The sequence below is a fragment of the Candidatus Acidiferrales bacterium genome (assembly GCA_035934015.1).
Classification (GTDB): domain Bacteria; phylum Acidobacteriota; class Terriglobia; order Acidiferrales; family UBA7541; genus DAHUXN01.
In genome coordinates, this window is sequence record DASYYH010000020.1 from 22,583 (window position 1) to 39,166 (window position 16,584).

Sequence of the window (16,584 nt, forward strand, 5' to 3'; positions counted from 1 at the left end):
TCTTCTTAATTCTGAGGAAAGCGAGGTTCGAGCCATGTCTCTTACGGTTCGCAACCGCATCTGGAAATCAATCGATTGGGCAGCATGCAAGGCTGCCGGCGCGACGTTCAACACGATTCAGTTCTTCAACAAGTACAATCCGAATCCTTCCTTCACGCCGAAGTGGTCGGACAAACCCATCCTGAAGTCATGGGAAAAGAGCAAGCCGACGCTCGGCTGGCCGCGGACGACCGATTCCCTCTGCCCAGGCTGTGTGAAGGAAGCACGCGAAGCCATCATCAATGGCAAAAAGGACTGGACGGATCTCGTCCACGAGAAGGTCGGCGAGATCAAGGCGCAAATCATCGAGCGCGATGGCCAGGTCTGGATGGTGAAAGAGTGCCCCCTCCACGGCAAGTTCGAAGACCTGATGGCCGTCGACGCGAAATTCCTCGAATGGATCGAGAAGAATTTCCCCGGCCGCGACATTCCGGCGCACAACGATGAGGATCTGCACAAGCATGGTTCCAGCACGGTTCGTTACGGCCGCGGCGCAGTCTTGACCGTGGACCTCACCAACCGGTGCAACATGATGTGCGATCCCTGCTTCATGGACGCCAACCAAGTTGGCTATGTGCACGAGTTGAGCTGGGAGGAAGTGCAGGAAATTCTGGACAATGCGCTCAAAATCAAGCCGCGCCGGCAGATGTCCGTGCAGTTCTCCGGCGGCGAGCCGACGATGAGCCCCTATTTTATCGATGCAGTGCGCTACGCCCGCAAGGTCGGATACAACAGCGTGCAGGCGGCGACGAACGGTATCGAGTTCGCCAAGAGCAAGGAGTTCTCCAAGAAGGCCTTTGAGGCCGGCCTCCGCTATGCCTACCTGCAATTCGACGGCATCGGCAACGACGCGAACAGCCACCGGCAGGTCGGCAACTTGTTCGATGTGAAGCTGCGCGCCATCGAGAACATGCACGAAGCGGGCATTGAAATCGTTCTCGTGACGACCATCGTCAACAACGTGAACAACGACCAGGTGGGACCGATCGTTAAGTTCGCGATGGAGAATCCGAAGAAAATCGCGTTCGTATCGTTCCAGCCGGTTTCGTTCACGGGCCGCGACGAAGACATCACGCCAGAACGGCGCATGCGCCAGCGCTACACACTTTCGCATCTGGCCAAGGACGTTAGTCATCAAGTGGGGCAAATCGAGCCGACGCGCGACTGGTTTCCGCTGTCGTTCATCGCGCCGTTTTCAAACTTCGCGGATCACGTTCATGGCCCGGATGCCATGTGGGGTTCACTTTCCTGCGGATGCCATCCGAACTGTGGCGTGGGCACGGCACTGATGGTTCACAAGGAAACCAAGGAGTGGGCGCCGATTTCCCGCTTCTTGAACGCCACGCAACTGGCAAAAGATGTGAACGCCATCACCGATGCGGCTCGCGGCAAGAAGTTTTCTGCGTTCATGCTCGCGCTGGCGATGCTCAGGAACTACAGCCCGTTCCAGGCGCCGCCGAACCTGCGCATCAAGGACATCCTGAAGAAGTTCGACAAGACGTGGGCCGTTTCGGAGAACTCGGACAAAAAGTACGGGCGCACCAATCCAAACCGCACCTACGAAGACGCCATGAAGCGCCGCAGCGAAGATCCGTGGAACATGCTGTTTATCGCCGGCATGTGGTTCCAGGATCTTTTCAACTACGATTTCCGGCGCACAGAGATGTGCATCATCCCGTACGCGACGCAGCAGGGCGAAATTTCTTTCTGCGCGTACAACACGGGAATTGGCTGGCGCAAGATCATCGAGAACATGCACAAGAACGCGACCGTGGCGCAATGGTACAAGGAACACGGTCGGCACGAAATCTACGCCAAGGGCAAGAAGGTGAACCTCGAGCATTACGAGCATTCGCTCAAAGTCGACTCCGCTGACGCCGCGCGCGTTCGCCATCTCGAGCACGACATTCCTCTTACCGCAGCCGAGGAAGACCGCGCACGCCGCCGCAAGGCCATGGAAGAGGCGGCCAAGGTTCGCGCGATCTACGAGGAATTGGTCCTCAAGAAGCCTTCGACGACCGAGGGCGTCGTGCAAATTGGCACGCTTTCGGCGATCAAGGAGGCTGTGCCTGGCGGCACCAAGCCTGTGCAGATCACGGGCGCAAACGGGAACGGCAACGGGGCGAACGGCCACGACGCTGCGAAACGCGAAGTCACCGAGGCGGAAACCGTCGCAGGCGACTAGGTCGTTCGAAGCAATTTCAACCTGAATTTCAAAACGGCTCCGGTTCCTGCTGGAGCCGTTTTTGTTCATGTGAGAAGGCTATGCCGAGCGTGTGACTTTGCGGCGCGGCAAATCTCTGATAGGATTATAGTTTCATTAAATGCAAAGCCTTTGAATTGGAGCATTCATGTCACTGGCATGTGAAATTTGCGGCAAGAAGCCGAGCTACGGAAATGTTGTGAGCCATGCGAACAACCTGCGGAGGCGCCGATGGAATCCGAATCTGCGCCGCGTGAAGGCGCTCGTCGGCGGTGCGCGCAAACACATTCGCGTGTGCACAGCGTGTATCCGAGCCGGGCGCGTCAAGAAAGCTGCCTGAACCTGTCCTCCCATTTCGCCAATCGAAGGAGTTCCTCCGTGTTGAAACGAACAGCTCTTTTCGCCGCCTTCCTGGCGTGCGCTCTGACGATTTCGTGCAGGAGCCAGCAGGCTCCGAACCAGAACGTGTGGGCTACGGTGAACGGAGCGGAGATCAACCGCGCGGAGGTCGACAAATACTACCGCAGCAGAGTGCAGGCGCAGGGCGCCGTGCCGTCGCACGACGAGGCGCTGTCGCTCAAGCTGAGCATTCTCGATCAGTTGATTGACAACGAGCTTTTGTATCAACGCGCGAAAACGCTGAATTTGATCGCGACGGACAGTGAAGTCCAGGACAAGTTCAATCAGTCAAAGGCACCCTTCACCGAGGATGAATTTCAAAGTAAGCTCAAGGAAAGCAGCCTGACAGTGGACGACCTGAAGAACGAAATTCGGCGCGAGCTTTCGATTCAAAAGCTGATGAACCGGGAAGTGGTGGCGAAGATTACCGTCTCTGACGCGGACGTGGCCGATTTTTACGCGAAAAACCAAGCGCAATTTAACGTGGCTGAGCCGCAGTACCACGTCGCGCAGATCGTCGTCACTCCACACCCCGACCCGGGAATTCACAATCGTAAAAACGACAACGCCACAACTCCCGAGCAGGCGAAGCGTAAAGTGACGATGATCGAACAGCAGCTCGGTGCCGGGGCGGATTTCGCCCAGGAAGCGATGGACTACTCCGAAGATACCAACTCCTCAAACGGCGGCGATTTGGGCTTTATTCCGCAATCGTCGCTCAATCAGACCGATCCTGCCCTCAAGACCGCTGTGCTGGCTTTGCAGCCCGGACAAGTGAGCAAGCCGATCGAGCTCAAGGACGGCTATCACATCATCAAACTGATTGCGCGCGAGCCGGCGGGGCAGCGTTTGCTTTCCGATCCGCAGGTGCAGCAATCGATCCGCACGACGCTGCAAAACAGGCGAGAACAATTGCTCCGTGAAGCCTATGTGAGCTCGGCGCGCGACCAGGCGCATGTGGTCAATTATCTCGCCAAGGAAGTTCTCGAATCGGCGGGCAAGCTTCCGAGCGACGACGCGGGCAACTAGCGAAACGAACGGTTTCAATTTGAAGCGTGAGTTTTTTCCTGCAGATTTATTTGCTCGGTTTCAGGCGATTACAGCGAGAATTTCTCCGGCATTCACTGCCTGACCTTCTTTCACGTCGAGGCGTTCGATTTTTCCGGCTTTCGGCGATTTGATTTCATTTTGCATCTTCATCGCTTCGACAACGATCAGGCCTTGCCCGATTTCCACCGAATCTTCATTCTTGACCAAGAGGCGCACAATCTTTCCCGGCATAGGCGCGATTATGGACTGCTTCCCTTCCGCTCCGGCCACTCCGCGGCGGCCGCGATTCCATCGCCGGGGATCGACAACTTCAAAGGGAAATTCGTGTTCGCCAATCATGACGCGAGAGCTTGTTGAATCGGCCGTGACGCTCGCTTCGAATGCCTGCCCTCCGATAAGAACGGAATAGACTCCCGGCTGCACCTCAACCAAATCCGCTGCGACCTCGCGACCATCGAGAAAATTTAGCACTTTTTCACCGTTACGGGCGATTTCCACGGTCCGATCGCGGCGGCCTATTTTTACATTAAGTTTCATCAGCGCTCGGGAATGCCGGCTAATTGATCTTGCCGACCCTGGATTTTCCATCGCGAGGGAGTTTCCGGCGAACCATTCGCAGGTTTGTTTGGAATAGCGTCGTGATTTGCATACCAAAAAGCAGCAACTAAAGCGGCGGCGTCTTCCGCGAGCGCCGCGCCGGCTCTGTGCTTGCCAAACTCTGGCTGTCCTGCCGCCGGCCTAGCGAGCAATTCGTCGAGCCATTTCGTGTAGATTTCCCCGCGGAGGAATTCAGGCTCGGAAAGAATCCGTCGAAAAAGGCCGATATTCGTCTTGATTCCGCGTGCGTAATATTCGCCGAGCGCACCCTGCAGCCGCGCAATGGCTTCCGCGCGATCTTTGCCCGAGGCAATCAATTTGCCGAGCATGGGGTCGTAATCCGTCGGCACGACCCAGCCGGAATAAGCGCCATTGTCCATGCGAATGCCCGGGCCGGAGGGAACGCGAAGGCCGAGAATCTTTCCCGGCGACGGGAAAAAGTTGTTGCCCGGGTCTTCCGCGTAAATCCGGCACTCGATGGCATGACCGCGCAACTGGACGTCTTCTTGTTTGAAAAGCAGCGGTTTTCCGGCGGCGATTTCGATTTGCAGCTTCACAAGATCAACTGACGCGACCAATTCCGTGACGGGATGCTCGACTTGCAGCCGCGTGTTCATTTCGAGGAAATAAAAATTGCGCTGCGCGTCGACCAGAAATTCCATAGTTCCTGCGTTCGTATAGCCACCCGCGCGCGCCAAGCCGACAGCCGCTTCGCCCATGACGCGGCGCAAATCGGGAGTCATGATCGGCGAAGGCGCCTCCTCGATGACCTTCTGATAGCGCCGCTGGACGGAACATTCGCGTTCGCCAAGATAAATGACGTGGCCATGATCGTCGCCGAGGATTTGGATTTCGATGTGACGCGGATGGAAGAGGAACTTCTCCAGGTACAGCCGGCCATCGCCGAAGGCGTTTGTCGCTTCTGAAGCCGCATCGCGCCAGGCAGATCCCAGTTCCTGTTCCCGTTCGACGAGGCGCATGCCCTTGCCTCCACCGCCCGCCACGGCCTTGAGCACGATGGGAAACCCGATTTCTCGCGCTTTTTCGAGAGCCGCGTCAAGTTGCTCAATGGGATGGAGCGTTCCCGGAACGGTGGGTACACCGGTTTCGCGCGCGAGCTGCCGCGCAGCTGTTTTCGAGCCGAGACGCTCCATGGCGGCGGCCGTGGGTCCGATGAAGGCGATGCCCGCATCGGCGCAAGCGCGCGGGAGGCGCGGATTTTCGGCGAGGAACCCGTAGCCCGGGTGCAGCGCGTCGCATCCGGAGGAGTGCGCGACGCCTATGATTTTATCGATGACCAGATAGCTCTCGCGCGAGGGAGCTGTGCCGATGCGATAGGCCTCGTCCGCCAACCGAACGTGAAGCGAGGCGCGGTCGGCGTCGCTGTAAACGACCACGGCGGGAATTCCCATTTCGCGGCACGCGCGCAGAATGCGCACGGCGATTTCACCACGATTGGCGATGAGAATTTTTTTGAACATGGTCAAAGAGGAATATTGCCGTGCTTCTTCCGTGGAGTTGTGTCTCGCTTATTTTCGAGCGAGCGGAGCGCGGCGATAAGCTTCGTGCGCGTCTCGGAAGGTTTGATGACGGCGTCGATATAGCCGCGCTCGGCTGCGACGTAGGGATTCGCAAACCGTTCGCGGAACTCAGCGACCTTTTCCTCCCGCAGGCGCGTGCGATCAGACTCCGGCGCCTGTTCGATTTCGCGTCGATAAACGATGTTGACCGCGCCCTCGGGACCCATCACGGCGATTTCCGCCGTGGGCCAGGCGAAATTGATGTCCGTGCGAATGTGCTTCGACGACATGACACAATAGGCGCCGCCATAAGCCTTGCGCGTAATCACCGTGATTTTCGGCACCGTGGCTTCCGCAAAGGCGAAAAGCAACTTCGCACCGTGCTTGATAATGCCGCCGAATTCCTGCTGCGTGCCGGGCAAAAAACCGGGCACGTCCTCGAAGGTGACCAGCGGGATATTAAATGCGTCGCAAAAACGAACGAAACGAGCGCCTTTGACGGATGCGTTGATATCCAGCACGCCGGCCAGAAACGCAGGCTGATTGGCGACGATTCCCACTGGCTGGCCATCCAGGCGAGCAAATCCGACCACGATATTTTTCGCGAAATGCTCGTGCACTTCGAAAAAATAGTTGTCGTCGACGATGGCATGAATCACGCCCTTTATGTCGTAGGGCTGCATCGGATCCTCGGGCACGATGGAATCGAGCGCGGTGTCGGCGCGGTTGGCAGGGTCGTTGGTGGTGCGGCGCGGAGCGTCGTCGAGGTTGTTCGACGGTAGGAAACTGAGAAGCTCGCGAATCATCGCCAGGCATTCTTTGTCGTCGTGCGCGACAAAATGCGCGACGCCGCTTTTGGCATTATGCGTCATCGCGCCGCCGAGCTCGTGCTTGGTGACTTCCTCATGCGTGACGGTCTTGATGACGTCGGGTCCGGTGACGAACATGTACGAGGTCTTTTCGGTCATGAAAACGAAATCGGTGATGGCCGGCGAATAGACCGCGCCGCCGGCGCAAGGGCCCATGATGGCGCTAATCTGCGGAACGACACCGCTCGCGAGCGTATTGAGCAGAAAAATATCCGCATAGCCGGCCAGAGACATCACTCCTTCCTGGATGCGCGCGCCTCCCGAATCATTCAAGCCGATGACGGGCGCGCCATTGTTCATGGCCAGCTTCATGATCTTCGAGATTTTTCCGGCGTTGGCTTCGGAGAGAGACCCGCCAAACACGGTGAAATCCTGCGCAAAAACGTAAATCAGGCGGCCATCGATGCGGCCAAAGCCGGAAACAAATCCGTCGCCCGAGGGGCGCTGGTCGGCCATGCCGAAATCCGTGCCACGATGCTTGACGAACTTGTCGAGCTCCTCGAACGAGCCTTCATCCAGGAGCAGTTCGATTCGCTCGCGCGCGCTGAGCTTGCCTTCTTTGTGTTCGCGCTCGCGGCGAGCCGCGCCTCCGCCAGCTTCCGCCTCGGCGCTGCGCCGCCGCAATTCCTCAAGCGGGTCGTGATGATGTTTTCTCATGTTCATAGCCGGAGGGTTAGCGTGCCACAGCCGGGCGGGCGCGGCAAGGTGAGAACGAGAAAATTATTTCTGCGCAGCTGCGAGAAAAACAAACGTGCGCACGGTGAGGTAGATTGCGAGCATGAGCAAGCCGGTTCCGAACACTACATCCGCCGTTCCAGCAAGGACTCGAATGACAGGAGAACTCATCGCGATGACACGCACCGTGGCCTCAAGCAAGAGTGCAACCGCACTAAGAAGAATCGCGAGGCCGAGCGCGACCGAGAGTATTTGCTTGCCGACTTGCCTTGAGGTGAGTGGAGGCAAATTATTGATCATTGTCATTGATCATCGATTGATTGGTCGCAAGCGTTTCAGGATCGAATCGCGCTGAAGGCAATTAACTCAATCCAGACCAATCGTCCGCGAGTAAGATCGAATTGCCGGGATTCGCGGGGTCGTACTTCACGCCCACGGGCTGGCCGGCGACGACGCGTTCGAGGCATGCGCGCTCTTCGAGTCCAGTGATGTCCTGCGCCGCCTCGTAGGTGACTCCGGAAATCGAATAGGTATAAAGGAGGAGTCTATGATTACCAGCATTTCCTTTCCTGTGGCGCTTGCCCATTAAGGCCGCGCTCGAAGCGGCCTCGGATTCCGAAGCTTTTTCCACAATTTCCAGGACCTGGCCGTCGACGATGCGCCCCACGCGATTGACATACGAGCGCCGCTCGCGCTCGATTTCCGCAAAATCCTTCCCACGGCCGAATTTCAGAGCAACGGCCGCCGCTGCAATGAACAACACGGCAACGACGGCGTAGGCGATTTCATGCCAGTCTGCAATCAGGTGTTTCAACGAATGCCTTTGCGCCGGGCGGCTTTTCCTTCAGCGGCCCGCGCACGTCTTTCGCAAGTTCAATTCGCGCACCCACATTCGGCGATCAATCAGCCGCAACAACTCTGTTCCGCAACGTGCCAATACCGCCCACGCTGACTTCGACGACATCGCCTGCAACGAGTGGCCCGACACCTGATGGAGTCCCTGTGGCAATTACGTCGCCGGGCAGAAGCGTCATGACTTGCGAAATCCATCGAATTATAACATCTACGGGAAAAATCATTTCCGCGATGCGCGCGGCTTGCCGTTTCTTTTTGTTAACAAAGGTTTCGACCATCGCCGTGGTTAAATCGAGGTCCGTTTCCAACACTGGGCCAAAGGGGCAGAAGGTGTCAAAGCCCTTGGCGCGCGTGAACTGTACATCCTTTTTTTGCAGGTCGCGGGCGGTGACATCATTCAAGCAGGTATAGCCGAGGATGTAGGGGCGAACGTCGTCGGACGGTTTCAAGCGGGCGCAGCGCTTTCCGATAATGATGGCGAGTTCGCCTTCATAATCCACACGTTCGGAAAGCGGCGTGAGCACAATAGGGTCTTCCGGCGCGAGTATCGCGGAAGGAGGCTTCAGGAAAATAAGCGGCTCCCTGGGGACATCGCTGCCGAGTTCCGCGGCATGTTCCGCGTAATTCCTTCCAACGCAGACGATTTTCGAGGGTTCGGAAGGCGCCAGGAGTTTTACGCTCGCTAGTTGCCAGTTTTTTCCAGTTTTTTGACGCGGCTCAAATGGTCCGAGAATCTCAACAACCTGATCGCCTTCAATCATTCCGTAATGCGCGCGAGCACCGGCATGCTCCGGTGCACTACTCTCGTAATCTGAAATTTGGAAGCGGCAAAGTTTCATCGGGCGGGATGGAAATCGATTGCGCAGCAGAATCGCGCAAAGAATTGGCCCATCATTCCTCCTTATCGTTTGGTACCGGAATCGTTACAGCCACCGGAGCGCTTGGCGCGCTTTCGTTTCCGGAGCTATCCACGGCTGTGACCTGATAAAAGTATTGCTGTTCCGGCAGTGCTGAGATATCGCGAAACACAGGGGTAAGCAACAGGCTGCTATTGAGGCGTGTTCCGGCCCCCGCTTCGGTCTGGCTGCGATAGATATTGTAGCCTGCAATACCGCTTTCCCCCGAAATAGCCCACGAGAGGTCAACTTCCAACGCGTTGGTTCCGGCATTCGAAACCACCGCGGCAACGAGGTCGTTAGGCACCTCGGGAGCAAAGGTATCCCGCGGAGTTATTTCGATTGTCGCCGATTCCTCGGATTCGACCGACATATCTTCAAATTTCGCCACGCTGACCACGTAATACGCGTACGTCTCGCCAAATTTGAAACCTGTGTCGTTATAGAAGGGGGAATTTGTTTCGGCGATCTGGCCGAACGGAAGCGACGCCGCTATGCCTTGTGTATTCGAACTAGATGGCGAAGCGTTCGTCGGTGGATTCGCAACGTTGCTTGAGCGAAATATTCGATAAAGGACCGAGCCGGCGGGCAGCGAACCTGCCGAGGGAATTGGCACCGCAGTCCAGGAGAGTTTGATTGCCGATCGTGTAACTTCCGCGCGCAAGTCCTGAATTGGCTGAGGCGCCGGAAAAATGCGGACACTCGCGACGTTTGAATCAGCCGAGGCGTGGCCGGAAATCCGTGTGCGAACCATGTAGAAAACATTTCCTCCGGTGTGCGCGGCAATGTCGGCGGGCGCTAATGCATCGCGAAACTGAAATTGATTCCCCGCGCGATATTGCGCGGACATTTCAGGAGGAATTTTGACTGCGGGCCGCAAAGAAGATGAGGCAAACACATTCTCTGAAGACGGCGAAGAAGCGCCGCCCGGTAAAAAGCCCCGAAAAACTTGGATTTCCGGCGTCTTTCTGAGCGGGTTCCCCTGAACCGTTTCCGCGGGCAGAGTGAATTCCAGAACAACGGCGTCTCCCGACTGGCGCACGGCAAGGTCCGTGATCGCCTTTGGCGCGGCAGGGCGCCGCGCAACCGGCGCTCCCGGGGCAGCGCAGCCTGCGAGGCAAACGCAGAGCGAAAAAAACGCAACAGATACTCGATGATCTGAGAAAAGCGACGCTTTGCGGGCAAGCGTATCCGGATTTTCTTCCGAGGATCGAATCTCCATCAGCGAAATTCGCACGCTTCAGAGAATATAACGGCTGAGGTCCTGATCCTTGACAATGTCGGTGAGCTGCTTTTGCACATAAGCCGCATCGATTTTCAGGCTGCGCTTCTTCATGTCCGGAGCTTCAAACGAAATCTCTTCAAGAACTTTCTCAAGAATCGTGTGCAGGCGCCGTGCGCCGATGTTTTCCGTCTGCTCGTTGACGAGAGCGGCAAATCGCGCGATTGCCGCCACGCCATCGTCACTGAAAGTCATTTTCAATCCTTCGGTATCGAGCAAGGCGATGTACTGCTTAATCAGCGCGTTCTTCGGCTCGGTCAAGATGCGGACGAAATCCGCTTCCGTGAGCGAACTCAACTCGACACGAATCGGAAAGCGCCCTTGCAGTTCAGGAATCAGGTCGGAGGGTTTCGTGGTATGGAATGCGCCCGCAGCAATGAACAAGATGTGGTCTGTGCGCACCATGCCGTAGCGCGTATTGACCGTGGTGCCTTCGACGATCGGCAGGATGTCGCGCTGCACGCCTTCGCGCGACACATCCGGTCCGTGGCCGGATTCGCGTCCGGCGACTTTGTCGACCTCGTCAATGAAAAGGATGCCCATTTGCTCGGTACGGTCGACGGCGATGCGCGTCACCTGATCCATGTCGAGCAGCTTATTTTCTTCTTCCTGGATCAAGTAATCGTAGGCTTCGGCAACAGTCATTTTGCGTTTCTTTTTCTGCTGGCCAAAGATGCCGGAGAGCATGTCCTTGACGTTGATGTCCATTTCTTCCACGCCCTGGCTTGAAACGATCTCGAACGCCGGCGTCATGCGCTCGCGAACTTCCACCTCGACCATGCGCTGGTCCAGCTTTCCTTCGCGCAACTGGGCGCGCAGCTTTTCGCGCGTGCGCTGCGCAGCCTCTTTGTGCTGGGCTTCCACGGCTGGCGTGGAGCCCTCGATTGTTGGAGGAGGCGGGGAAGAGGGCAGCAGCAAATCGAGCAAGCGTTCTTCTGCCGCTTGTTCGGCGCGTTCGGCTACTTCGTCCAGTTTTTCCTCGCGGACCATGTCGATGGCTACCTCCACAAGGTCGCGCACCATGGATTCCACGTCGCGGCCCACGTAGCCAACTTCAGTGTATTTCGAGGCTTCGACCTTCACGAACGGGCATCCGGCGAGACGCGCGAGCCGCCGCGCGATTTCTGTCTTTCCCACGCCGGTCGGCCCGATCATGAGGATATTCTTGGGGAGAATATCTTCGGCCATTTCGGGCTGTAGTTTCTGCCGGCGCACGCGGTTTCGCAACGCGACCGCCACGGCGCGTTTCGCCGGAGTCTGGCCCACGATGTACTTGTCGAGCTCGGCGACGATTTCTCGCGGCGTCAGCTCGTCAAATGACGGCATCGGTTCTGGCTCCGCCGCAGGCGACTCACCATTGAGATAAATCACCATATTCTTTTCGTCCTTGCCCTTTTCACTCACGGCCTCTGGCCTGCCTGTTCGCTCACAACTCTTCGACGGTGAAATTTGCGTTCGTAAAAATGCAGATTTCGCTCGCGATACGCATGGCTTCCTGAGCGATGTCTTTGGCGCTCATTTTCGTGTGCTTCGCCAGAGCGCGAGCCGCTGAGAGAGCATAAGGCCCGCCGGAGCCGATGGCGCAGATGCCATCATCGGGTTCGATGACATCGCCATTGCCGCTCAAAAGAAACGTGGACTTCGCATCCGCAACGATGAGCAGCGCCTCCAAATGCCGCAGCGAACGGTCCGTGCGCCATTCCTTGGACAACTCCACCGCGGCACGCGCGAGATTGCCATGAAACTCCTGCAGTTTGTTCTCAAAGCGCGTGAAAAGGGAAAGCGCGTCCGCGGTGCTTCCCGCAAATCCCGCTAGAATCTTGTCGCTGAAGAGGCGGCGAATCTTTTTGGCGTTGTGCTTCACGACGCCCTCTCCAAGCGTCACCTGTCCGTCGCCGGCCATCACGACGTGACTGTCTTTTCGCACGCACAGCACCGTCGTGCTGCGTATCTGCGGTTTGCTATGCTTCCTTGGCATCTTGCGATTATACCCGGCATCCGCTCGGAAACGAAAAACCTAAAGGCGGTGGAAGTGAGAATCAAATCGCAGCAAATTTGAACGAGGAAATTGATTGAGTAGACGGTGTTTCTACGGTCCGGAGGCGTCTTTCGCCTTGGCTTCTTTGGCTTTGTCCTTCTTGCTCTTCTTGCCGACCTTTGCCCAGCGCTCGTCCAGCGATGCCTTGGTGAACAGAGAATCCTGAAGGCCGGTATTAAATTTGCAGCCGTCCGGAATGTAGGAAACCGTGAACATCTTTAGCCCATTGCGCATATGGGTTTGGTCGAAGTACATCATGACGCCATCGACAAAATGAAAATTCGAATAGTAATCGACCTCTTCGAGGCGCATGTGCGTGATGGGATCGCGCGAATCAACCTCTTTGCGAATCGGCAAATGATCCAAGCGGCCGATGGCGATGCGGATTTGGTGCCCCTGAGGATCGTCGATTTCAACCCAGTCCGCTTCTTTCAGGTCTACGACGTCAGGCCCGTCGTAGCGGAAAATCATGTTGGGTTCTTTCATGCGATACCGCAGGATGTAATCCAGATCCGTCTGCAACTGACTCTCGTTGTCCTTGATCTGGCTGGCATCGGCGTCACTGACGCCTCCGCGATCGAGGACCCAGCCCTGATTACCATTGAATATTTGAATGATATTGCGTTTCTTGGAGAACTCCGTGCGATCCTTATCGGGAAACTTCACGAAATCCCAGAATTGATCATACGATTGCAGCGCTCCGGAATGGCCGAACTGTCCGAGATAGCCCGTGCAACTTGAATCTTTCACATCCTGGTATGCGTTGCCTCCCAGAGCTTGTATCGTCTGCTGAAGCAATTGTCTGGCTTTCGCCGCGCTCTGCTCGGGCATCAGGATTTGTGCATCATCTTGCGCGCGGGCAGGAACGCAGGCCGCGCAAACGATCGCCGTGGAGATGGCCAGCAGCGAAATTGGGCGGCGCATCAACCGCACAGGACGGCGCCTCCATTGACATTCAAGATTTCTCCAGTCATGAACGTGGCGAGATCGGAAGCGAGAAACAAAATCGGCCCGGCAATCTCTTCCGCTGTTGCGGGACGGCCCAGCGGAATCACGCTAGTCGCGAATTTCCAGCCTTTTTTCGTGTGCAATACGGACTCCGACATTTCTGTGTCCACCCATCCAGGAGCCACGCAGTTTACAAGAATGTTATGACGCCCGAGCTCTGTGGCAAGACTCTTTACGAGGCTGATGATTCCGCCTTTCGACGCGGCATAGTGAGAGTGGAAGGACTCACCGCGCTGGCCCGCCGTGGAGCTGATGGCGATGATGCGCCCGCTTTTCTGCGCGATCATATGTGGGACAACATAGCGAATCGCAGCATAAATGCTTTTCAAATTGACGCGCATCATTTCGTCCCATTCGCGCTCCGACATCCTGGCAATCGATATATCCTCTGCATTCCAGATGCCCGCATTGGCAACGAGGATGTCCAAGCGGCCCAGCCGATCGCGCGCAAATTCCGCCAGTTTTTTCCCCTCGGCCACTTTTCCCAGATCGGCCTTGAATGATTCGATGCGCGTGCCGTGCTTGCGCGCCTCCTGCTGTAATTGTTCGGCGGCTTCCTTATTCTTGTGATAATTGAAGACTACATCTGCACCAGCCTGGGCGAATCTGCGCACCGTTGCGGCGCCGATGCCTCGCGAGCCGCCAGTAATCAGCGCTGCTTTTCCCGCCAGAGAAATCATGATTCTCCCCGGATGAATTCCTTTGATTCAACTTTTCGTTATTGCAAAAAAAATGTATCTCTGGCCTTTGATGCCTCAACTAATCGCGAACAGCCACTTCGCGCGCTGCGGCAATCAACTCCTGAAAGAGAGCGTGCGCCAGCGTATCATCCGCCATTCGCTCCGGATGCCATTGAACGCCCATGACCCAATTCCCGTCGCCAACCCATTCCACGGCTTCAACCACGCCATCCGGCGCACGCCCGACAATGCGAAGATTCTTGCCCAAGTCACGAACTGACTGATGATGCGAACTGTTCAGGCGCACTGCGGATGCGCCCGCGAGCTCTGCAAATCGTGAATCTTCCTCCAGCCGGGCCAAATGAAATGGCTCAGGCTTGCCCTTATCTCGTCCCTTCCAGGCGTGTTCGATCGGGCTATGCAGTTCGCCCGAAATATCCTGGATCAAACTTCCACCAAGATAGACGTTTAGAATCTGCACGCCGTAACAAATCGCCAAAATCGGTTTGCCTTCACCAAAGGCATGTTCGAGCAGCGCAATGTCCGTGCGTTCGCGATTCGGGTCGGCTGCGGCGGATTCGCGGTCGCGCAGCTCGTGATAGAGCGACGGGTCAACGTCCGCCGGGCTTCCGGGAAGAAGGACAGCATCCAGAGTGCGTGCCAGCTCCTGAAGCTCTTGTGTGGGTAAGCTGAGAGAGATTTCGACTGGCGATCCGCCCGCCCGCTCGATGGACTTGAGGTAAGTGTCGTATTTTCCACGACTTCCTCTAACTTCTTCATCGTGTGTACGATACGGGACACCCACGCGCGGGGCAAGCTGCCTTTCGGCAATCGATTGGGCTGGCATAACCATTTTATCCTACCATTGGCATTTACCGGCGGCAACTCAACGAAGCTGTGGAGATGTCTGCAAAACTACCATGCGATAGACGTCGCGAAACGCCGGATGGCATCGCAAAAAGCTTCGGGCTGATCAATATTCGACAGATGGAAAGCCTTTGGGATCACTTCGAGCTTGCCGTGCTGCGCAGCGGCCAGAAATTTTCGCTCATTCAACCGGAAACCAAGATCCCGCTTTCCGTTTAGCAACAAAACTGGTCCGGGAAACAAGGCAAGTCTGAAACAGAATTCTTTCCCGAATATCTGGCGCAGGCCCTGGGACGCCCCGCGCATGAAAAAGCCCGGTGCAATCAGAGGTTCAGCACGCTGCGTGCCGTAAAAGAGCAGGAAAAATGTCCTGCTGATCCAGTCGAGCCACGAGGCCGGCAGCTTGGCCATCAGCAAAGCGGCGATTTGATACGGCACGGCATGCCAGCCGCGAGGCTCGACAGTTGCGCTTGCCACAACGAGTCCGGTCACTTTTTCTGGGTGTGTCGCGGCGAATTCCATGGCAACGTAACCACCGAGTGACAGTCCGACGACTAGCGCGCGACCTCTATCTTCTTGATCAATCACTCGCGCAATTTCTCGCACGGCGCCATCCATTTGGAAAGGGACGGCTTTCAACGCGCCATGTCCGGGCAGATCCATAGCGACAACGCGGTATTCATCGGCCAGCCGCTCCATTTGCGGCTGCCACATGCGCCGCGTGACGCGCATTCCATGAAGAAATAGGATGGGGTGAGCGCCTTGCGGACCCGCAACATCGCAGCTCTGCGAATCTGCCATATTGCCTTCGGGAGATTTTAAACCTGACCGTCTGCCCGCGCGAAGAGATTGCTATTCGGCACGAGAAATCCCTAAGTAGGTGAACAATCTCAGTCAGCGAACTCCATGACCTGCGCGAAGGGCGCAAGCACGTTTTCCTTCATTTCGAGAGGAGCGGCCGGGTGCGTCGCCGGTTTGCGGGGTTGATGTGTCTTCAGCCAGAGAGAATGGTTCTGGCGAATCTGCTCGACGTGATGCGGGATGTGGCGCGCCTGCATTTTCAGCCATTCGTCAAGCGTCAGCGTGCCTTTTTTCGAATGATTCGCTGTGTGTTCCCAGACGCCGTCCGGAAGATAACGAAGGACTTGATAGGTCATGCGCCTGAGGCGAACAATCAATCCCAGGGCTTCCCGTGTGCTCTGGTGGAAATAGCCCAGCATGTTGGCCCAAGCAGCAGGGTCGTACGCTGCCGCGTCTAAGCCTGGTTCGGCGATGAATTGACGGCAACGAATGTAAGATTCAGCCTCGCTGTCTGCCAAATGCAGAATAATCTCGTGGATACTCCAGCGATCGGCCGAGGGCCGATACAGCCACATCTTCTTGGGACAGCGTGAAAGTGCCTCAGAAAGAAATATCGGTCCACGACCGAAAGTTTCCAAACTTTGTTGCCGCTCCTGTGGCTGCATACTGAATTCCCTCACAAGCTCATTAGACGCAAAAAATGCATTTTTGTTGCCTACAAATTCGCCAAAATCGTTATAGGTCCACAATAATTACTAACCTCTAATTTGAATCTGGATTTTCATGGTTCTATGGATGTCCATCA

General features: G+C 56.5%; 17 protein-coding genes. 3 read left to right on the plus strand and 14 right to left on the minus strand.

Annotated elements, in window-relative coordinates:
* Positions 1-34 precede the first annotated feature (34 nt).
* The 3 genes from VGR81_09690 (at position 35) to VGR81_09700 (ending at position 3,670) form a co-directional block, all read left to right on the plus strand.
* Positions 35-2,224 carry a radical SAM protein gene (locus VGR81_09690; GenBank protein ID HEV2289210.1) on the plus strand — a complete coding sequence of 730 codons (2,190 nt, stop codon included), beginning with the start codon at positions 35-37 and terminating at the stop codon, positions 2,222-2,224.
* A gap of 166 nt (positions 2,225-2,390) precedes the next feature.
* Positions 2,391-2,582: a 50S ribosomal protein L28 gene (gene rpmB / locus VGR81_09695; GenBank protein HEV2289211.1), complete on the plus strand. Its 192-nt coding sequence runs from the start codon at positions 2,391-2,393 to the stop codon at positions 2,580-2,582.
* A 38-nt stretch (positions 2,583-2,620) separates the two neighbouring features.
* Positions 2,621-3,670 (plus strand): peptidylprolyl isomerase, encoded by a 1,050-nt coding sequence (locus VGR81_09700; GenBank protein ID HEV2289212.1) that lies wholly within the window; start codon positions 2,621-2,623, stop codon positions 3,668-3,670.
* A 60-nt stretch (positions 3,671-3,730) separates the two neighbouring features.
* Here the strand turns inward: VGR81_09700 and VGR81_09705 are convergent, their stop codons facing one another.
* From VGR81_09705 to VGR81_09770, 14 genes are all read right to left on the minus strand, one after another.
* Positions 3,731-4,162, minus strand: a complete 432-nt coding sequence (locus VGR81_09705; protein ID HEV2289213.1) for a biotin/lipoyl-containing protein — start codon at positions 4,160-4,162, stop codon at positions 3,731-3,733.
* 65 nt (positions 4,163-4,227) lie between these two features.
* Positions 4,228-5,769 carry an acetyl-CoA carboxylase biotin carboxylase subunit gene (locus VGR81_09710; GenBank protein HEV2289214.1) on the minus strand — a complete coding sequence of 514 codons (1,542 nt, stop codon included), beginning with the start codon at positions 5,767-5,769 and terminating at the stop codon, positions 4,228-4,230.
* Between the two features lie 2 nt (positions 5,770-5,771).
* Positions 5,772-7,334 (minus strand): acyl-CoA carboxylase subunit beta, encoded by a 1,563-nt coding sequence (locus VGR81_09715; protein ID HEV2289215.1) that lies wholly within the window; start codon positions 7,332-7,334, stop codon positions 5,772-5,774.
* Between the two features lie 63 nt (positions 7,335-7,397).
* Positions 7,398-7,652, minus strand: coding sequence for a hypothetical protein (locus tag VGR81_09720; protein ID HEV2289216.1), 255 nt, complete (start codon positions 7,650-7,652; stop codon positions 7,398-7,400).
* A gap of 61 nt (positions 7,653-7,713) precedes the next feature.
* Positions 7,714-8,166 (minus strand): hypothetical protein, encoded by a 453-nt coding sequence (locus tag VGR81_09725; GenBank protein ID HEV2289217.1) that lies wholly within the window; start codon positions 8,164-8,166, stop codon positions 7,714-7,716.
* 85 nt (positions 8,167-8,251) lie between these two features.
* On the minus strand, positions 8,252-9,046 hold the full coding sequence (locus VGR81_09730) for a fumarylacetoacetate hydrolase family protein (GenBank protein ID HEV2289218.1): 795 nt from the start codon (positions 9,044-9,046) through the stop codon (positions 8,252-8,254).
* Positions 9,047-9,098: 52 nt separating this feature from the next.
* A complete protein-coding gene (locus VGR81_09735; protein ID HEV2289219.1) occupies positions 9,099-10,325 on the minus strand; it encodes a hypothetical protein in 1,227 nt (408 codons plus the stop codon).
* Positions 10,326-10,343: 18 nt separating this feature from the next.
* Positions 10,344-11,789: an ATP-dependent protease ATPase subunit HslU gene (gene hslU, locus VGR81_09740; GenBank protein HEV2289220.1), complete on the minus strand. Its 1,446-nt coding sequence runs from the start codon at positions 11,787-11,789 to the stop codon at positions 10,344-10,346.
* Between the two features lie 22 nt (positions 11,790-11,811).
* On the minus strand, positions 11,812-12,363 hold the full coding sequence (gene hslV / locus VGR81_09745) for an ATP-dependent protease subunit HslV (protein HEV2289221.1): 552 nt from the start codon (positions 12,361-12,363) through the stop codon (positions 11,812-11,814).
* A gap of 111 nt (positions 12,364-12,474) precedes the next feature.
* On the minus strand, positions 12,475-13,350 hold the full coding sequence (locus VGR81_09750; GenBank protein HEV2289222.1) for a hypothetical protein: 876 nt from the start codon (positions 13,348-13,350) through the stop codon (positions 12,475-12,477).
* On the minus strand, positions 13,347-14,111 hold the full coding sequence (locus tag VGR81_09755; GenBank protein ID HEV2289223.1) for an SDR family NAD(P)-dependent oxidoreductase: 765 nt from the start codon (positions 14,109-14,111) through the stop codon (positions 13,347-13,349). The genes VGR81_09750 and VGR81_09755 overlap by 4 nt, the downstream gene beginning before the upstream one ends.
* Positions 14,112-14,190: 79 nt before the next feature.
* Positions 14,191-14,958, minus strand: a complete 768-nt coding sequence (locus VGR81_09760; GenBank protein HEV2289224.1) for a gamma-glutamyl-gamma-aminobutyrate hydrolase family protein — start codon at positions 14,956-14,958, stop codon at positions 14,191-14,193.
* A 68-nt stretch (positions 14,959-15,026) separates the two neighbouring features.
* Positions 15,027-15,779, minus strand: coding sequence for an alpha/beta hydrolase (locus VGR81_09765; GenBank protein HEV2289225.1), 753 nt, complete (start codon positions 15,777-15,779; stop codon positions 15,027-15,029).
* An 89-nt stretch (positions 15,780-15,868) separates the two neighbouring features.
* Positions 15,869-16,444, minus strand: a complete 576-nt coding sequence (locus VGR81_09770; GenBank protein ID HEV2289226.1) for a DinB family protein — start codon at positions 16,442-16,444, stop codon at positions 15,869-15,871.
* Positions 16,445-16,584: the final 140 nt, after the last annotated feature.

Coding starts and splice junctions, on each gene's coding strand:
- VGR81_09690 (HEV2289210.1), top strand. CDS start 35: ATGTCTCTTACGGTTCGCAACCGCATCTGGAAATCAATCGATTGGGCA.
- rpmB (HEV2289211.1), top strand. CDS start 2,391: ATGTCACTGGCATGTGAAATTTGCGGCAAGAAGCCGAGCTACGGAAAT.
- VGR81_09710 (HEV2289214.1), bottom strand. CDS start 5,769: ATGTTCAAAAAAATTCTCATCGCCAATCGTGGTGAAATCGCCGTGCGC.
- VGR81_09715 (HEV2289215.1), bottom strand. CDS start 7,334: ATGAGAAAACATCATCACGACCCGCTTGAGGAATTGCGGCGGCGCAGC.
- VGR81_09720 (HEV2289216.1), bottom strand. CDS start 7,652: ATGATCAATAATTTGCCTCCACTCACCTCAAGGCAAGTCGGCAAGCAA.
- VGR81_09730 (HEV2289218.1), bottom strand. CDS start 9,046: ATGAAACTTTGCCGCTTCCAAATTTCAGATTACGAGAGTAGTGCACCG.
- VGR81_09735 (HEV2289219.1), bottom strand. CDS start 10,325: ATGGAGATTCGATCCTCGGAAGAAAATCCGGATACGCTTGCCCGCAAA.
- hslV (HEV2289221.1), bottom strand. CDS start 12,363: ATGCCAAGGAAGCATAGCAAACCGCAGATACGCAGCACGACGGTGCTG.
- VGR81_09755 (HEV2289223.1), bottom strand. CDS start 14,111: ATGATTTCTCTGGCGGGAAAAGCAGCGCTGATTACTGGCGGCTCGCGA.
- VGR81_09760 (HEV2289224.1), bottom strand. CDS start 14,958: ATGCCAGCCCAATCGATTGCCGAAAGGCAGCTTGCCCCGCGCGTGGGT.
- VGR81_09765 (HEV2289225.1), bottom strand. CDS start 15,779: ATGGCAGATTCGCAGAGCTGCGATGTTGCGGGTCCGCAAGGCGCTCAC.
- VGR81_09770 (HEV2289226.1), bottom strand. CDS start 16,444: ATGCAGCCACAGGAGCGGCAACAAAGTTTGGAAACTTTCGGTCGTGGA.